This is a genomic window from Niabella aurantiaca DSM 17617, assembly GCF_000374125.1.
In the GTDB taxonomy this organism is placed as follows: Bacteria; Bacteroidota; Bacteroidia; order Chitinophagales; family Chitinophagaceae; genus Niabella; species Niabella aurantiaca.
The window spans coordinates 73,745-91,726 of the sequence record NZ_KB893649.1 but is presented as its reverse complement, the minus strand read 5'-3'; the positions used below and the strand labels follow the sequence as shown (position 1 = coordinate 91,726).

14 protein-coding genes are annotated in these 17,982 nt (G+C 47.2%); 8 read left to right on the top strand and 6 right to left on the bottom strand.

Going from position 1 to position 17,982, the window contains the following annotated elements; all coding sequences use genetic code 11:
• Window positions 1-386: 386 nt before the first annotated feature.
• The 3 genes from B160_RS0127225 to B160_RS0127215 are packed head-to-tail and all read right to left on the bottom strand — an operon-like array spanning window position 387 to window position 1,814.
• Window positions 387-806 carry a DoxX family protein gene (locus B160_RS0127225; RefSeq protein WP_018631140.1) on the bottom strand — a complete coding sequence of 140 codons (420 nt, stop codon included), beginning with the start codon at window positions 804-806 and terminating at the stop codon, window positions 387-389.
• 49 nt (window positions 807-855) lie between these two features.
• The gene (locus B160_RS0127220) at window positions 856-1,404 is read right to left on the bottom strand and encodes a dihydrofolate reductase family protein (RefSeq protein WP_018631139.1); all 549 of its coding nucleotides are present in this window, start codon (window positions 1,402-1,404) and stop codon (window positions 856-858) included.
• A gap of 29 nt (window positions 1,405-1,433) precedes the next feature.
• A complete protein-coding gene (locus B160_RS0127215) occupies window positions 1,434-1,814 on the bottom strand; it encodes a hypothetical protein (protein WP_026310063.1) in 381 nt (126 codons plus the stop codon).
• 131 nt (window positions 1,815-1,945) lie between these two features.
• On the opposite strand from B160_RS0127215, the gene B160_RS0127210 reads away from it, so the two are divergent.
• Window positions 1,946-3,016 carry a GlxA family transcriptional regulator gene (locus B160_RS0127210; RefSeq protein WP_018631137.1) on the top strand — a complete coding sequence of 357 codons (1,071 nt, stop codon included), beginning with the start codon at window positions 1,946-1,948 and terminating at the stop codon, window positions 3,014-3,016.
• A gap of 586 nt (window positions 3,017-3,602) precedes the next feature.
• On the opposite strand, the gene B160_RS0127195 is transcribed toward B160_RS0127210, so the two are convergent.
• The 3 genes from B160_RS0127195 to B160_RS0127185 form a co-directional block, all read right to left on the bottom strand.
• Window positions 3,603-5,450 carry a chloride channel protein gene (locus B160_RS0127195; RefSeq protein ID WP_018631134.1) on the bottom strand — a complete coding sequence of 616 codons (1,848 nt, stop codon included), beginning with the start codon at window positions 5,448-5,450 and terminating at the stop codon, window positions 3,603-3,605.
• 212 nt (window positions 5,451-5,662) lie between these two features.
• The gene (locus tag B160_RS0127190; RefSeq protein WP_018631133.1) at window positions 5,663-7,132 is read right to left on the bottom strand and encodes a sensor histidine kinase; all 1,470 of its coding nucleotides are present in this window, start codon (window positions 7,130-7,132) and stop codon (window positions 5,663-5,665) included.
• Window positions 7,132-7,833, bottom strand: a complete 702-nt coding sequence (locus B160_RS0127185) for a response regulator transcription factor (RefSeq protein ID WP_018631132.1) — start codon at window positions 7,831-7,833, stop codon at window positions 7,132-7,134. The genes B160_RS0127190 and B160_RS0127185 overlap by 1 nt, the downstream gene beginning before the upstream one ends.
• 129 nt (window positions 7,834-7,962) lie before the next feature.
• Here B160_RS0127185 and B160_RS0127180 point away from each other — a divergent pair, with 129 nt between their 5' ends.
• The 7 genes from B160_RS0127180 to B160_RS0127140 all read left to right on the top strand — a co-directional run bounded on the left by B160_RS0127180 (window position 7,963) and on the right by B160_RS0127140 (window position 17,969).
• The gene (locus B160_RS0127180; protein ID WP_018631131.1) at window positions 7,963-9,261 is read left to right on the top strand and encodes a spondin domain-containing protein; all 1,299 of its coding nucleotides are present in this window, start codon (window positions 7,963-7,965) and stop codon (window positions 9,259-9,261) included.
• An 89-nt stretch (window positions 9,262-9,350) separates the two neighbouring features.
• Window positions 9,351-9,614, top strand: coding sequence for a thioredoxin domain-containing protein (locus B160_RS30305; RefSeq protein WP_018631130.1), 264 nt, complete (start codon window positions 9,351-9,353; stop codon window positions 9,612-9,614).
• A gap of 10 nt (window positions 9,615-9,624) precedes the next feature.
• Window positions 9,625-10,332 (top strand): peptide-methionine (S)-S-oxide reductase MsrA, encoded by a 708-nt coding sequence (gene msrA, locus B160_RS0127170; protein WP_018631129.1) that lies wholly within the window; start codon window positions 9,625-9,627, stop codon window positions 10,330-10,332.
• Window positions 10,333-10,351: 19 nt separating this feature from the next.
• A complete protein-coding gene (gene msrB / locus B160_RS0127165; RefSeq protein WP_018631128.1) occupies window positions 10,352-10,855 on the top strand; it encodes a peptide-methionine (R)-S-oxide reductase MsrB in 504 nt (167 codons plus the stop codon).
• Window positions 10,856-12,109: 1,254 nt separating this feature from the next.
• The gene (locus B160_RS31455) at window positions 12,110-15,796 is read left to right on the top strand and encodes a DUF4962 domain-containing protein (protein ID WP_018631125.1); all 3,687 of its coding nucleotides are present in this window, start codon (window positions 12,110-12,112) and stop codon (window positions 15,794-15,796) included.
• Window positions 15,793-16,542 (top strand): DUF1961 family protein, encoded by a 750-nt coding sequence (locus B160_RS0127145; RefSeq protein WP_018631124.1) that lies wholly within the window; start codon window positions 15,793-15,795, stop codon window positions 16,540-16,542. The genes B160_RS31455 and B160_RS0127145 overlap by 4 nt, the downstream gene beginning before the upstream one ends.
• Window positions 16,539-17,969, top strand: a complete 1,431-nt coding sequence (locus B160_RS0127140; RefSeq protein ID WP_169540153.1) for a sulfatase — start codon at window positions 16,539-16,541, stop codon at window positions 17,967-17,969. The genes B160_RS0127145 and B160_RS0127140 overlap by 4 nt, the downstream gene beginning before the upstream one ends.
• Window positions 17,970-17,982 lie beyond the last annotated feature (13 nt).

The window sequence follows — 17,982 nt, the reverse complement described above, 5'->3', positions numbered from 1 at the left end:
TGGAGAAACGTATGAGCTGACCCTGGATCATCTGACCGGCGAAATGCCGATCATTTATAAGGAAGTGGATATGTTCCCCCGAAGAATACCTGGCCTCGGAATTTGGTAGAGAAATCCCTTAAAAAGCCCGGTCCTGTACCGCGTACGGGGGATTATCGAACGGGATTGTACAGGGTCTTTTAAAATTCCGCGAATTACCTGGCTGCGGGGATGATATACAACGTAGGGATTATATTGTCATCTGTCGCGATCCCCGGTGAAGCCCATTACCCATAGGATCATAGATGATAATGTGAGGCTGAAAGCGTTTAAAGAACCTCCGAACAATGCAATATTGTTCCCCGCAACCCCAGGTTATGATTGATTGTTGCTGTTGTTTCACCTGTTTATATTTTTTTTTCGGAAAAACCGAATAGTGTCCGCAATTGTTCGTTTGTTAGCAGGAGTGCTCCCCAGGCCAGGATGGCCAGGTAAACCGGGAACAGCGTATGGGTGAACAATGGATTATCCAGACGCAGATGGGAAACAACCACTCCGCCGTAATATCCCGTTAGTAATACAACACCAAAAACGGAGGTTCGCGGGATGGCATAAAGCGCTGTACTGATCAGTGCGAGTACGCCGATAACCGGGATGTGGTGCCTGGCAAATCCCAGGGCAACGGTAGCTTCCACTACTGATGGGGGCATGATAAGTTTCATGATACCATCGAAAAGCATGAATAGGATCACGATTCCTCCCATAACCCGGGCCACCCGGAGCCGGGCTTTAGAAATTCTTTTATCGTTTGATGCCTGAGTATCCATCGTTTTAGGTTTTGTTATTTAATGTATTGACGAGTCCCCTGTATGCTGGTCAGGAAGTGTACTTTGGCTGGTAGCGCAGCAACAGCGTTCCGGAACTAAATGGTTTACATTCCAGTAGCTGAAAGTCACAGGGCCCAATGATATCAAACCAGCGCTCCCCTTTCCCAAAAGTAAAAGGGAAGACCAGTAATTGAAATTCGTCTATGAGACCGCTTCCCAGCAATGTTTTGGTCAGCTCGCCTATTCCGTATTGCACCAAGGAATTACCCGGTTCCTGTTTTAACGCCTGTACGCCTTCGCCGATAGTACCCGGAATATGCGCCGCGTTCCATTTGAGTGGCAGGTCTGGATTTCTTGAAGCGATATACTTGGGCATGGAATTGATTTTCTTCGCATTTTCGTCATCCCGTTCCGGCCAGACCTGTGCAAAAAATTCATAGGTCTTACGGCCTAAGATAAGCGCATCCGCATTACGTAGTAATGAATGGAGATGACTGGTCACATCCGCACTGTGATACCTGAAGATTTCCCCCCAGATGTCGGGGCTGTTCACGATGCCATCTATTGAGACTTCCGCTTCGATGATTAGTTTCCTCATGATCTTGGTTTGTATATGACTTAAATTGATTAACGTTTTGAAAAGTTCTTTTTCCCTATCAGGATAAAAGCCAGCGTAAAGACCAGATGAACGACCACAAATACGGCGGTTATCGGCCGCGCGCCATTCAACAATCCCCATGCATCCAGGGAAGCGATTACCGCAAACCCGACCATATTGCCTGTAATGATCGCATCGCGTGCTTTGGAAGCGCCCTCTTTTCTTGCCATCCAGTCGAGTACGGCAATGCCCAGCAGCGGACTGCCCCAGAGGCGTAAATAGGAAATAAGCGCAGCAGAAGCATTTTCGGGAATAGCCCCCCGACCAAAAGCCTGCGGGAAAAATACGAGGCCGAGGCCAACAAGCGCCATGTAGACTGAGGCCACTGTTAATAAGTTACGTAGTTTCATACCCTGCTTATTTAATTGTCCAGTACAAAATTGACATAATACAAATGATCTTTTCCCATGTAAATTGGACTTTGTAGCATGCTGATTTAGACCTCGCCGAATTTTTGGTTATTTTTGATAAAAGGAATGCTGTGAAACATCTTACGATTATCATCCCCGCCGGTCAAACGAATTTATATACCATTGCGGGCGCCGTCGGCGCTTATGAGATGTTTTCGACCGCCAATGAATATTGTACCGAAACCGGCAAACGGCAACTCTTTAAAATTGAGTTGGCCGGTACAGTACAAAGAAGTGAAGTTTATAAAGGTGCATTTGCCCTTATTCCCCAAAGGCTCATTACGTCCATCCGGAAGACGGACCTGATCATTATTCCTTCTTTGGTACGCGATTTTCAAAAAATGGCACACCAGGAAGAAGCGTTGATTGGCTGGATTAAAAAGCAATACGGGAAGGGTGCGGAAGTGGCAAGTATGTGCACCGGTGCTTTTATGCTGGCCTCTTCGGGTTTGCTGAACGGGAAAAGCTGCTCTACACATTGGTTTGCAGCAGATGCTTTCCGGACAATGTTTCCACAGGTAAATTTACAGGCAGATAAATTAATTACAGATGAAAATGGGCTTTATACCAATGGCGGTGCCTATTCTTTTCTGAACCTTTTGCTCTATCTGGTAGAAAAATACTATGACCGGCAAACGGCCGTTTTATGTTCAAAAATATTCCAGGTTGAAATGGACCGGCAAACACAGGCAACCTTTACGATCTTTACCGGGCAGAAATTTCACGACGACGAATTGATCAGGCAGGCTCAGGCCTATATTGAACGCAATGTTTCCGAAAAAATAACCGTAGAAAGTTTAGCGGCAAAGTTTGCAGTTGGCAGGCGGCAGTTCGACCGCAGGTTCGTTAAAGCAACAGGCAATACACCGGCAGAATATTCACAGCGGGTAAAAATAGAAATCGTAAAACGCCTGCTTGAAACCACACCAAAAACAATTAGTGAAGTGATGTACGAAGTCGGTTATACCGATATCAATGCTTTCAGGAACTTATTCAAAAAGATCGCGGGGCTTTCCCCGGTTGAATACAAACACAGATACAATAGGGGGGATGTGCTGCAAACGACAAGCCGCTCGCCGGTAAGAAAAAGAGTTCAGAAGAGGGCAACCATTGGCAAAGACAATGAAAGGAAAAGCAAATAGTTCTAATTACGCAGACTTTGAAATCAATGAAGCCATGACAAATCTGCTTTGGGTCATCCTGAAGATGTCATCCCGGACTTGTTCCGGGATCTATTCCTGTTTCAGGATCTGCCTGAATCATGCATAGCTGACGAAACAATCCCGATCGCCATTGGGACGGCATAACTAAAGTATAATTGATTTCCAATGCGTAAGCAATCTGTCATTGACAAATTTTTCATTTACCCGGTCATTATAAACCCTATCCATACATTTGTATGTGGACCCACGCTTATGATAAAAGAATACTGAAAGAGGTGCTTGAGCGGCGTTGGCGGGGACTTGCGACGAAAAGGCGGATTAAAGAATTTGATGAAAAGAAAATGATGGACAGCTGATATAAAACAATATTCAAAAATGGGGTTTATTGCGTAAGCCTGAATGTAAATACTACAACACCGCCTTTTCATCGTTGCCGGTATGATAACAGCTATCATTACCGCCTGGGTTAAGAGCGCTGCAATAAAGTCCGGTCATGCCGCAAACCACGTTGTTTTAATTAGATGGATCTTATATGCCGGTTGGTGTCCCTTCGTTTTATATATCGTTAGACGGAATATTCTTTTAACAGCTGACGGTAGCTGGTAAGAATAGCCGATTTGGAAATAAATCCAATGAACTCATCCTGGTCATTTATCACCGGCAGATGCCATACGCCCGTATCATCAAATAATTTAATTATTTCGGGCAGTGCCTGCTGCGGATGAACGATCGCTATGGGAGCTTTCATGAGTTGTTGTACCGTACCGGCATCTCCCAGGTTCGTATTAAAAAGCAGCGGACGAATATCGTCCAGGGTAAGTATGCCTTTTAGATGCCTGCGGGCATCAATTATGGCAAAAATATTTTTTTCCCCGTGTTTTATCATCTCCTGCAGATCGGTAACAGATCTGTCAATGTTTATCGTTTGTGAATCGCTGTCAATGAGATCTTTCGTATGCAGGATCGACAATAGGTTCCTGTCATGCTCGTGGGTAAATATCTTTCCTTCCGCAGCCAGTGTTCTGAAGTCTGGCGGAACAACTGAAAACCACCGGGCGATAAGATAGGACATTACAGACACGATCATCAGCGGAATGAACAAATCAAACCCCATACTGGATTCCGCGATTAGGAAAATGGCGGTTAGCGGAGCATACATAACGCCGCTCATCACTCCCGCCATACCTACCAAAACAAGATTTGAAACAGGCACATCTGTAAAACCGACTTGCTTGCAGATAATCGCAAATAAAAACCCAAGTGTACCACCCGCAAACAGGGAGGGGGCAAAATTACCGCCATTGCCGCCGCTATAAATAGTTATTGAAGTGGCAAAAACTTTTAACAGGCATATCAGAGCTAAAAAAAGAATAAGGCTCCATTCGCCGGTTTCAAAGTATCTGAAAAAACTGTTATGTATAATCCCCTGGGTATTGCCATCTGCAAACGCTTTTACAACATCGTAGCCTTCGCCAAATAAAGGAGGTAGTAATAAACACAACATCGAAAGAGCAGCGCCTCCCAGCATTGCTATCCGCATGCGGGATATGGTACGCCTTTTAATAAAATGCTCCACTTTTTGGGAAATGAGCACAAAATAGCGTGCATACAGACCCGCAATACAGCCAAGCACCAGGTAGTAGGGGATATTATGATAGTTAAACGACTCCCGGGCATAAAAGCGGAAAAGCACATCTTCCTGCAATAGAACCCGGGAAAGTAAACTGCCGCAAACGGCGGCAACCACTAATGGAATAAAATCAGAAAAGACCACCCCGGTAAGCAGTATCTCAAATGCAAACATAATACCAGCTATTGGTGCATTAAATGCAGATGCAATACCGGCTGTAGCGCCGGCAGCAAGCAACAGCGTACGTTCTTTATAGTCCAGTTTATAGGTTTGCGCATAATTAGATCCGATTGCTGCTCCTGAAACGGCAATGGGGCTTTCCAGCCCGGCAGAACCGCCAAGTCCCACTGTTATAGCGCTTTGAATGATCTGGGAGTACATTTTTACGCTGGAAACAATACTGGAATTTTGAGCAATTTCATATAAGATAGCTCCAATACCCTTGCGGTCCTGTCCTTTGAATACGGTAAGGACGATTGCCGTAGTAAGAACAATACCTAAAAAAGGAAAAACGATATAAAAAAGGATCTGGTACTCAAAATGTACCTTGGTTACTATAAAATAATGAATGTAATGAACAAGGGCCTTTAACAATACGCCAGCCAGACCGGCTGTACAGCCTACTAAAATACCCGATAGAATGAGGAACTGGTTGCGGTTTAACCGGCTCTTTAACCAGTGTAAAATAAGCTCATAGCTGCGAACTTTTTCCAGTCCGTATTTTTGAAAATTTCTTTTGAACTTTAAAAAACCAAGATATTTTCTTTTATTATGAATTTCCACTAAACCTTTTATTAACCTGTATTTATAAACGCAAAATTCCGCTTTTTAACTTAAATCGACGATGAAAATTAAAAAATAGTGCGTCGTAACTCGTTCTTTATCTTGTTGCACGGATACCGGATGCGGTCCTCAGCCATCGCAGCGCTCTTGAATACAAAACGGATTTGGGGTATGAATATCGCGGCTATTCATGTAATGCATTGCTGGGGGTGTCATGCAGGAATGATAAACCGGAAGTCGCTTCCTTTGCCCGGTTCGCTGGCTACAGCAATAGTGGTATGATGCAGTTCCAGTATTTTTTTTACGATCGCCAGTCCGATTCCCATCCCTTTTTTGGGAGGCGCCTCTTTGTCAAATTGTTTATAGCGTTCAAATACATAGGCCTGGTCTTCCGGCGCAATACCGATACCGGTGTCCACTATCTGCACGCTTACACCGGAGGTTACTGCAGACAGTATGATCCGGATGCTTCCGCCATCGGGGGTAAATTTAAATGCATTGTCCAGCAGGTTTTGAAACACCCGCTCAGTAAGAGCGATATCTGCAAAAACGCGTGGAAGGTTGCGGTCCGCATCCAGGTCGAGAAGGATGGAGCGTTCTGTTGCTTTTAGCTGGTAGGCCATTAAAATATCAGATGCAAGCTCATTAACTAAAAATGGCTCTTTCTCCGGGGTAACAAGATTGGCTTCCAGTTTTGCATATTGAAAAAGCTGCTCTACCAGCGCTGATAATTTTTGGGCGCTGGCATGAATTACCGAAAGGTAGCGTTCTTTATCAACACCGGAGAGTTCGTTTTTCTTCATGGTCAGGGTTTCGATGTAGCCCTGCATAATGGAAAGAGGGGTACGCAGATCATGCGATACGTTGGCAATGAGCTCCTGCCGGAATTTATCAGTAGCAGTTATCTGATCGATATTGCTTACAATAACGTCGGCCATGTCATTAAAGGTGGCACTAAGCATGCCCAGCTCACCTTTAACGGTACCTTCAATACGGGCCGAATAATCGCCTTCTTTAAAACGTTGCACTACGGCAGCTGTTTTCCGGATGCTGCGGGTGATCAAAAAAAACGTAACCAGTCCTACGATCAGTGCCACAACCAGGGCGGCGAAAAAAATGGAGGCACTCAGGCGAACATACAAATGACTGTTCAGCGCTGCCAGCACCTCACGTTGTTTTTCGCTGGCCAGTACGGCATATACATAACCGGCAAGACGGCCGTTTTCTGTAATGGGCGCAACGGAAAAGATAGCCGGCTCACCGGGCTGCTTGGGATTATCGCCCATGGGGCGCTCCCCGGTTTTTGCGGAAAGCCATTTTTTTACAACAGCCATATTTACCCGGCGTATCTGCACGGTGGTATCAGGTACCACAAAGTCGGTGATATTACCGGATGTATCAAGCAGGTATACCTCCACGCTGGGGTTGGCTACCATGGTGGAATGGATAATGTCATGTGTTACCGCGGTATCTGGTTTCCCGTTTTTAATGGGCTGTGTAAACGTGGCTAAGTGTTGGGCTATATCGCCATATAGCTGCTGGTGTGCCGCTGTGTAGTAGGTGCTGGAGAACCGGGAAGCAATGAGTATAAATACGAGACCAAGCATTGCCAAAACAATGGTAAATACAGCGGCGATCTTCCAGAACAGCAAATTGCCTTTTATGGATGTTGCTTTTGTCATTATAGTTCTTCATTAAACCGGTAGCCTACGCCCCAGGTGGTTAAAATGTATTTGGGTGCAGAAAGGTCGGGTTCTATCTTGCCCCGCAGGCGGTTGATATGGCTGTTTACGGTATGCTCGTATCCCTCAAAATCATAACCCCATACCAGGTTCAGCAGCCGCTTGCGGCTATAACTCTTACCAGGGTTGGAAGCCAGTAGCACCAGCAGTTCAAATTCTTTCGGGGAGAGGTCAACACGAAGCTGGTTTAAGGTGACCCTCCGTTTATCCAGGTCAATTTCCAGCACGTCAAACCGGAGTACGGAGGATGTAGGGGTGCGCTCAGATGGCGGGCCGTCTTCATTTCTTCTGAAAATGACTTTTACACGGGCGATAAATTCCCGGATGCTGAAGGGTTTGGTGAGATAATCGTCGGCGCCGGTTTCCAGTCCCATTACCTTGTCAATTTCTTCGGACCGGGCGGTCAACATCAGGACAGGAGTATGCCGGTCGGTTAGCCGGAGCCTCCGGCATACCTCCATGCCATTAAGTCCCGGCAGCATAAGGTCCAGGATGATCAGGTTAAAGCTGGCGCCCTTTGCGGTCTCTAATCCCTCCTGCCCGTTAGGAACAGCGGTGACCTCGCAGCCAAGGTCCTTTAAATGGATCCCGAGCAGTTCGATGATCTCCGGGTCGTCTTCTATGATCAGTACTTTTTGCATATTGCTCTGTTGCCGGGTACAAATTTCTGTAAAAAACAGATCAAAATGCCGTTGTGATACTTTTGTTATAGTTCTGTTACTCCTATGGGAACTTGTCGCTGTTCTTTTGTAGTCTAAAATCAATCAGATATGAAAAAGAACATGATCCGCTTCATGGCCCCGGTATTCCTGGCCGTTTTTATAACATCCTGCAGCAGGGATAAGGAGATGCCACAGGTTCAGTCAAACACGATTACTATTGAAAATGTACTGGACAGTAAACCGCTGGTGGAGTCCGGCACATTTAAAGGGAGTGGCACGCCTCCGGTGATCCTGCCCGGGCAATCGGTTTCCTTTTCGTTTTATGCGGCCAAAAATCAACGGCTCACGTTTGCTACTATGTATGGATGGAGTAATGACCTGTTCTTTGCTCCGGCAAACCCGGGGATTAAATTGTATAATGATGATGGGACCCCGGTTACAGGAGATGTGTCTGCACAGGTAAAGCTCTGGGATAACGGAACCCGGGTGAACCAGGTCCCGGGGGCAGCGGTGATGCATCCTGGCACTGCAGAAGCGGGTGTTAAAAATATTAAAGAGGTAAACGGCATGGATGATTACGGTCATGCGTACCTGGCGGCATCACAACTGATGCAGGCTTTGCTGACCTATGAGGGTAATTCCCAATTTACCATTACGATAAAAAATACTTCAGGAGGAACGGCCAATGAAACGCCTTTTAGTCCCGGGGTATGGGCGATCTCCTATGTAGCGGGTGGTAACCTGCTGTTGCCGGAGCCGGTTTATTCGGCTGGCAAGCCTTCTGTGAACGGCCTGACCAATATTGCGGAAATGGGCGATAATACCCTGTTGAATCAATATCTTACACAGAACACAGGGATTTTTACACCCTTGTCCCCAGTGTTGGTTGTGGTATACAATGGCGCAGTAAACCCTTTTTATAAAACGGGAGAGAACGACCGTGGTGAAGGTTTAAAGCAGCTTGCGCAAATGGGGAATGCGGATATACTTGCCGCAGCATTGAAAACCAAATCAGGCGTAAAAAATGTATATGTGCTTAAAGATGCGGCCAGCACCGTGTTGCTGCCGGGGATCAATGGTGCAGCGGGCGGCAAAGTAACACAACAGTTATCCGTGGTGCCGGGCGACAGGATCGCGATCGCGACTATGTACGGGTTCTCAAACGACTGGTTCTTTGCCACCACCGGGAACGATATCAATGCTACACAAAAAGGCGATGTATCCGCATCGGTTGGCCTGTTTGATAATGGTACCGCAGTGAGTCAATACCCCGGGGCTGGCGTAACCCAGGCAAACCTGGCAGGCACTCCTTTACAGGAAACTAAGGCCATCCAGGCGGTGCCCAATCCGAATGCGTTCAACACATTACCGGCAATCACCGGCATGATCAAGGTAACCCTTCAATAAAATAATGCTTCCGGATAAGGAAGGGATGTTGGTTGATCTGAATAAGATCATGGCCGAAAAGCCAACGGTGCTGATCTTCTACCGGGAAGTTGGATTACCTGTTATTATCCGATGCCACTGTAAGTGCTGCCATTAGATTTGGTATCGCTTACAAGGCCCCGCAGCAGTACACTGGAATGCTTTCAAAAAGCACCGGTGGCAAAAATAAAGAACTCCTGTTGCCGGTTCCATCTGTTTTTATCCTGGACCGGAAAGGAGTGATCCGTTTCGAATACATCAATCCGGATTTTAAACAGCGTATCAGCGCTCCCCTGCTACTGGCAGCTGAGGACGCACTATACAGCGAACTATAAATTAAATGAAATGAATATTCTAAATACGCTGAAAGGAAAGGGCTCAGCAAGCTGTGTGGCACTTTTGTTCACAATAGCAGCCCTTCCATCCTGCGGTCAGCAGCAGGTGCAGGATTCAAAAATATTCATGACAATGACGGGAAGGAACGAAAAATCCGGTGCCGGCAGTGAGGAAACAGCCGCAACCGATACGGCTACTTTTGCCGCCGGATGTTTCTGGTGTGTGGAGGAACAGTTCAAACAACTGGAGGGGGTGATTGCTGTTACATCCGGGTATACCGGCGGGCATGTGGCCGGTCCGGATTATGAGTTGGTGTCTACCGGTACCACCGGTCATGCAGAAGCCTGTAATATTGTTTACGATCCCCGGAAGATCTCTTTCGACGCCCTTTTAGCAGCTTTCTTCGTAGCGCACGATCCCACGCAGCTGAACCGGCAGGGGAATGATGTGGGCACGCAGTATCGCTCCGCCATCTTTTATCACAACCCGATGCAGCGTACATTGGCGACCTATTATATAAAACGGCTCAATGAGGAAAAGGTATACCCCAGTCGTATTGTTACGGAAGTAAAGCCCTTTTCGGTTTTTTATAAAGCGGAGGATTACCACCAGGACTACTACACAAATAACAAAAATCTTCCTTACTGCCAGATGGTGATACAGCCAAAGCGCAATAAATTCCGGGCGGTTTTTAAGGACCGGTTAAAGAAGAAATAAACGATAAAAAAGAACAAATATGAAAGCGATAATGATCTGGTTATTTTTTATTACAATGGTCTGCGGTAGTTGTGGTGCTCAATCCGGCCGCGCCGTGCAGCAGAAAAATCCTTATTATTCCCGGACGGATACTACGCAGCTCCGGGTAAGTGATAAAGAATGGAAAAAGCTCCTGGACCCGCAATTGTATGCCGTAGCGAGGGAGCAAGCTACCGAAGCAGCATTCACCGGTAAATATTGGAACAGCAATGTTAAAGGAACGTATTATTGCGCTGTTTGCGGAAACAGGCTTTTTCGTTCAAACGCTAAATTTGCCAGTACCTGCGGCTGGCCCAGTTTTTTTGAGCCGGCCCGGTCAAATAGTGTCGTATATAAGGACGATAACGCGTACCAAATGCACCGTATTGAAGTAGAATGCGGGCGCTGTCATTCGCATCTGGGCCATATTTTTGATGACGGACCGCCACCCACGCACAAGCGATATTGCATGAATTCAATTTCCCTGGACTTTGAAGCGGATTAATAAACACGCGCAGAAAAATAAATATGACCGTTTTTAGAAGCTGTTTAAAAACGATCCAGAAGAATCCTTATCGTCACAAAAAAGGTACGGGCTTTTTATCGCCGCTACTTACGGCTTCGCTGTAACCGCCATCTGTAACATACAGGGTTCAACGATCATTTTAGCAAAAGAGGCATGGCCCCAGAAGATCCGGCAAGAACGGGTTTCAACCCGTTTATAAGCCCAAAAGAGCAACAGAGAGCCATGGGCTCGGGGCATAATGATCCGTGCCGATGGCACTTATGAAATTACGGCCTCCTTAAAGCCGTGCTAAAGCGCGGCTTTAAGGATAACAACGCGTCGGATGGCGCTTATAAGGAGCATCCTTATCCGTCACAAAAAGATACCCGCTCTTATTACTTCGCTGTAACCGCCATCTGTAACATACAGGGTTCAACGATCATTTTGGCAAAAGAGGCATGGCCTCGGAAGATCCGGCAAGAACGGGTTTCAACCCGTTTATACGTCCAAAAGAACAACAGAGAGCCGTGGGCTCGGGGCATGATGATCCGTACCCAGCATCTCGAGCAGGCCTCCCGGCCTGTGCGGAGCCGTCACTTAACCGCAGCACAGCAGGCAGGCAACGGAACTGCCAGGTCTGCATCTGCGCATTGCCCCGCCGCAGCCCAGCGCAAGAAGTGGGAGCACTGTCTCCTTAAAGCCGTGCTAAAGCGCGGCTTTAAGGATAACAACGCGTCGGATGGCGCTTATAAGGAGCATCAAAAGGCTGTTTAAACAGCTCTTAAGGTACAGTTTGAAAAGAAGCTGAATTTTTTTATTATATATCTGTCGCTGTTTTGGTGAGAAAGCCTGAGACAGATGTCCGGCTTTTCCTGGCAAAAAACCGTAGCGGTATTTTTTTGTCTCCCCGTGACCGGGCTTTTTGAACAAGCCGATTTTAGCAGGAGGAATTTTTTTTCTTTCCCACTAGGGGCATATACATGAAACAGGGTCTTATATACAGAATGTTCGGTTTTTTGGACAGGATATAAACAAATATGCCGGCGGGAAATGATATTTCTGTGTAGGGTATGGTTGTTTGGTTCCTGGCTGTGAAATAAGCGATTGTTTACATCAGTCATTCGGGATACATCAGACCGGTATACGATTCCGTTCCGGTGGTCAGCCATCTGCTGAACATACGTTGTATACGGGAAAAAAGACGCCGGACGTTGGGCTTTGTTCTAAGAATATTAAAATCATCAATTAATTTAAATGAATTTAACGGTATCTTATTTTTCGATATTGTCAGGCCGGGTACAGCGTTGGATGCTTGTTTTTCTGTTTATCCTGGGAGCGTACAACAGCCGTGCCCAACAGGAACAGGCGCCCCCGTCCGCCCCGTATTATACCGTCTTTTTGGATAAACCAGTGCCGGATCAACGGGATGTAGCATTTAATGCTCCGGTTTTGAGATGGCCGGTTCATAAAGGAAAAACGGTTAAATATGATGTGCGGCTTGCTGATAATGCTCTTTTTAAGGGGCGGAATGTATTTGGAGCCGAAGGAAGCTCCTGGGCAATGTATAACCCCCACCGGCGGCTGGCGCCCGGCACCTGGTACTGGCAGTACAGGGTCTCAGGCGAAAAATGGTCCGATACATTCAATTTTACCGTAAAACCCTCAGCACTGGCGATGGTATCACCGGGTGCTTCAGGATTCCTTAAGGCAATCCCACAGCCGCATCCGCGTGTATTACCCGGGCAATTGGGTAGAAATGCGCTGAAGGCACTGGCTTCAGATCCTGAGGCCCGTATCATCATTGCCGATGCAGAACGTGATTTACAGCTTGCCATTCCCGACGAACGGGATGCCATTGTAGAAAAGCAAGCAGGGGAGACCGCAGAACAAAGCGAAAAAATTGCATTGGATGCGGTAAATGCATTGGGGCATACGGTCAGGAATATGGTTACAAATCTTTGCCAGGCCTATCTGTTAACCAATGATAAACGATTTGCAGTAAGAGGCCGGGAGATCGTTTTGAAAGTAGCGTCCTGGGACCCCGGGGGTATTACGCATTTGAATGATTTTGCAGATGCCCGGTGTATGTTGTCGATTGCTTTAGGGTATGATACCTTTTATGAGCTGCTTACCGGTGAAGAACGAAAGCTGTTAATAAACGCCGCTAAAGCCAGAGCCGCCCATTTCTATAAGAGCTGGGTGAATAATATTGAAGCCAAAGTTTTGAGCGGTCATGTATGGCAACATATCCTTCATTATTTTTTTCAGACCTGCGTAGCTATTTATGACAAAAATGATCCGGAGTCTGCGCGCTGGCTGACCTATGCATACGAGCTCTTCCTGGCACGGGCGCCCGTATTGGGCGGGCTGGATGGGGGATGGGCGGAAGGTGCTGCCTATTTTCGGATGAATATTGAAACGTTGCTGGATATTCCCATGACCATAAAAATGTATACCGGGTTCGATTTCATAAAAGCGCATCCCTGGTATGCAAATCAGCCCGACTGGTTGATTTATAATTTGCCTCCTTCCTCATTCACCGACGGGTATGGTGATAACAACGAAACGTTGAGCCTGCAGTTGTTTTACCATTATACAATGAATAATGCAGAAAAAGACGAGGATGCGGAGCAGCAGGCCGCGCAGAAACCCAATGCTCCATACGTTGCCTTTGCAAACGAGCTGGCAAAATGGCTTCAGGACCCTAAAGCGCTTTGGTACGTGAACAAATGTGTGCGATCGGATTCGATTAACCTCCAAATGGAGCCGGGACTTCGATGGTTCCGGCTTACCCGAACCCGTAACTGGCCGCTTCCGGAGGCTAAAGAAATACATTTGCCAATGGCCCGCTTATTCGAAGGCACCGGCGTTGTTTCCATGCATACAAATCCTTCATCGACTCCGGATAACCTGGCTGTTTTTTTGCGCGCGAGTCCTTTCGGAGCTTATGGGCATATATTAGCGGATCAGAATACATTTAATATCATTTATGGTGGAAACCGGATGTTTTACCGGACCGGTTTTAAAATTTCTATGAAAGATCCGCACCGGACGGGCTGGTACCAGCAAACCAAAAGTGCCAACGGTATCCTGGTCGACGGAAAAGGGCAGCCGCTTAGTATTGAGGCTGGCGGAAGAATACTCCGGTTTTTGCAGGGTGAACGGTTGGCTTATGCGAAAGGGGATGCATCGGGAGCATACAGAAGTGATCAGACAAAATCGGATCTGGGCGTTCAAAAGTTTTACCGGCATTTACTGTTGTTGAAACCAGACATCATCATTGTTTACGACGAGCTGGAAGCAAGGGAGCAGGTGAATTGGTCTTGGCTGCTTCATAGTATCGACAGTATGAAAGTGGACAGGAACACCGATAGTTACTCCACCGTGGTCGGGAAGATTCATGGTGTTGGAAAGCTTTGGGCTTCGGCTCCGCTGCAATGGGATCTTAGCGATACGTTTTCGGTACCCGCAAAGAACTGGAGGCATCCGGACAAGCCGGAAATCGGACAGGAGTTCAGCCAGTCGCAGTGGCATGCTTCGGCAACCAATAAAAAGAAATCGAGCAAGATCAGGTTCCTTTCTGTTATGAAGATCGGGGAAAATGCGTCTGTATCACAAATTACAGATTCCGGATTGATCAACGGGCGGCTTCGTCTGGCCATTGAGGGCTGGGTGGTGGAGGCAGACCTTTCCACGGATCATGCGCCTGGTTTATCCGTGTCGAATAGTGCTGCAGGAACCGCTTTTGAGGCATACGGAGATCAGCGCTCCCTCAAAGGGAATGCAATAAAAGGCAGGTTGCCGAACAGCTCCAGATTGATTGAAACCATAAACGGGACCCCTCGCTTAACAGAAGCCGGTGATCTCCCGCCCGGTCCGCTGCTCCCTGCGTCGTCGTCGCCGGATTTATTTGATCCGGCATACATCAGGGCCAGTATGATCAGGGCCGCGGACTGGCAGTTTAAATCGCCCAATGGCAAACCGGAAAATACCTGGACCAATGCCACGTTTTACGCCGGTGTGATGGCAGCTTATCAGCGTACCGGTTTCCAGCCCCTGCTTGATTCATTGGTAGCCGTCGGAAAACGAAATGGCTGGCAGCCCTCCCGGCGATATGATCACGCAGATGATATAGCCATCAGCCAGCTATACACAGACCTGTTCCGGATCTTTAAGGACAGCGCCATGATCCGGCCAACAATAGATACCATCAGGAAGCTGAGGTCGGTGCCGGGTACCGAGATCTCAAAGCATGGGATCACCTGGTGGTGGTGCGATGCTTTATTTATGGCACCTCCTGTTTTAGCAAAACTGGCAAAGGTCTTAAAGGACCGTGCATATCTGGAATTCTGCGATCGTTTATATGCTCAAAGCTATAACCGGCTTTTTAACAGCGGGCAGGGGCTGTTTGCCCGGGATGCAACTTACCTGCCGGATGAACAGGGGAATGTATCAAGCGAGGCAAATGGGAAACGCATATTTTGGGGCAGGGGAAATGGATGGGTTATTGCAGGACTTGCCCGTCTTTTGGGGGAAATGCCACCCGGTTACAGCAACCGGAAGTATTATCTGAACATTTTTTACAAAATGGCAGGCAGTTTGAAGACATTGCAGCAGGAAGATGGTTTGTGGAGAACAAGCCTTCTTGATCCGGCGGCCTACCCGGGAGGCGAAGGCAGCGGTACCGGGTTGATCTGTTACGCATTGGCCTGGGGGATCAACAATCATATTTTGGATGAGCGCACGTTCGGGCCGGTTGTGAAAAAAGCGTGGAAGGGTTTAAATGACCTGTTGGGGGATGACGGGAAGTTCGGTTGGGTGCAACCGATCGGGAAAGACCCAAAGAAAAATTTCGATCAGAACACCACCGAAGCCTATGGGACCGGCGCATTTCTGCTTGCTGCGTCTGAGATAATAGAATTAAAACGGAAAGAGCCATGAAAATTCGGACGTTAGTCATTTTATCCGTATTGACGATCAGCACGGGTGGATTATCCAAAGCTCAGGCCCAGGTTCATGATAGTACATCACACAAAGGCAGACTGATTTACCAGAACGGGTTTGAAAATCAGGAAAGACTGAAAGACTGGGTTATGGAAGGACCTGGAACGTTCCGGATAAAAAATGGCTGGATGCAGCTGTTTTCGCCGGGGAAGCAATGGGATCATGTGTTCTGGTGCCCGGTAGAATTTCCCGGTTCGTTTATAGCTGAATGGGAAATGCAAAACCTGGATACGACAGCGGGACTGATTATCGTGTTTTTTGCTGCAAGAGGAAGCAACGGAAAAGATATTTTCGACCCCTCATTGCCGGAAAGAGATGGAACATTTAAGTATTACAATAAAGGGCAGATCAATTGTTATCATATTTCCTATTACGCAAATAATCCCAGGAATCCCGCACGGGTGGGATCCAACCTGAGAAAGGACCCGATGTTCGCCCTACTGCAGGAAGGGGCACCCGGTATCCCTGCGCAGTCATTAAGGATACACAAATTGCGCTTGATCAAACAGGGGGCGCGGATCCTGTTGTATGTTGACAACAGGAAAATTATCGATTACCGGGATGACACCGCAACCTATGGTCCGGCCTACCAATCGGGTAAGATCGGTTTCCGGCAGATGCGATGGTCTTCTTTCAGGTACAGAAATTTTAAAGTATGGGAAATCAAAAATACCAGGCGATGAGCAAAAGAATAATCTTAATAATGGTGGCAGGCCTGTTTCAGGTGCTTTTTTTTGGACGCAACAACCTGATGGCAAACGATAAACCGCCCAATTTTATTTTTATCCTGGCTGATGATCTGGGTTGGACCTCCCATTCCTACCGGATGGACAGTCGATATAGTTCGTCCGGAAGCGATTTTTATGAAACGCCCTGTATGGACCGGCTTGTGGCGAAAGGGATGCGGTTCACAAATGCCTATGCACCGGCTGCCATTTGCTGCCCCTCACGAAGAGGCATTCAATTTGGCCAAACACCCGCTCGCCTGGGTGACCTAACCTTTAAAGAAAAGTATGCGGCGCACCGGGATCAATGGCTTACGATACCGGGGGTATTGAAATCGATCGATCCCCGGTACCGGTCGGCACACTTTGGTAAATGGGACCTGCGGGCGGCAATAACCCCGGAGGATATAGGGTATGATGAAAGCGACGGGGATACAGGGAACAGGAACGGGGATGTGATGGTAGATAAAGGCAAAAAATGGACGGACGTCTATTTGAATGATGATCCCAAGAAAACGGTTTCCCTTACCGACCGCGCATTGGATTTTGTAAAGAGACAAAACAGCAGTGGGCATCCGTTCTTCCTGCAACTGTCTTATTATGCCACGCATGTGGACATACAGGCAGGGAAAGAAGCTTTTCAAAAGTTTTCCCAAAAGAAGAAAGGCGAAATTCATAATAATGCCGGCTTTGCGGCGATGCTGTATGAATTAGACAAGGGCATTGGACGGATAATGGATAAACTAAAAGAGCTGGGGATCGACAACAATACCTATATTATTTTTATGGCGGATAATGGCGGTGTGGATTTTATACCACCTCCGCCGGTTAAGGACAAAATGAATCCCCCGGCCTCATTTGGCAAAAAAATGGGAAACTACCCCTTAAGAGGGGGAAAATGGGTATTGTATGAAGGAGGCATCCGGGTGCCCTTTATTGTTTGCGGGCCCCATATAAAGCAGGGAACGGTTTCCAACGTTCCTGTTGCGGGATTTGATCTCCTGCCCACAATTGGGGATCTGGCCGGAGGTATAAAGGCACTTCCGGAGTTCCTGGACGGGGGAAGCATAAAGCCCGTGCTGCACAATAGGACCGGTGATAAGATCATTCGTAAAGAGGATGCATTCTTTTTTCATCGCTACAATAATGCGTATAAACATTCTTCAATAATTGACGGCAGATACAAGCTGGTGAAAATATGGAAGACAAATAAACTTGAATTATATGATCTTGAAAATGACATAGGCGAAGTGCATGATCTTTCCCCCGAAATGCCGGAACTGGCAAAAAAAATGAATGAGGAATTGATCGCTTATTTTCAAAAAGTCGGATCAGAAGCCCTCTCTTCCGGCCCCCTTCTGAAAACAAATAATAAGTCACAATAAAAACAGCGCCTGG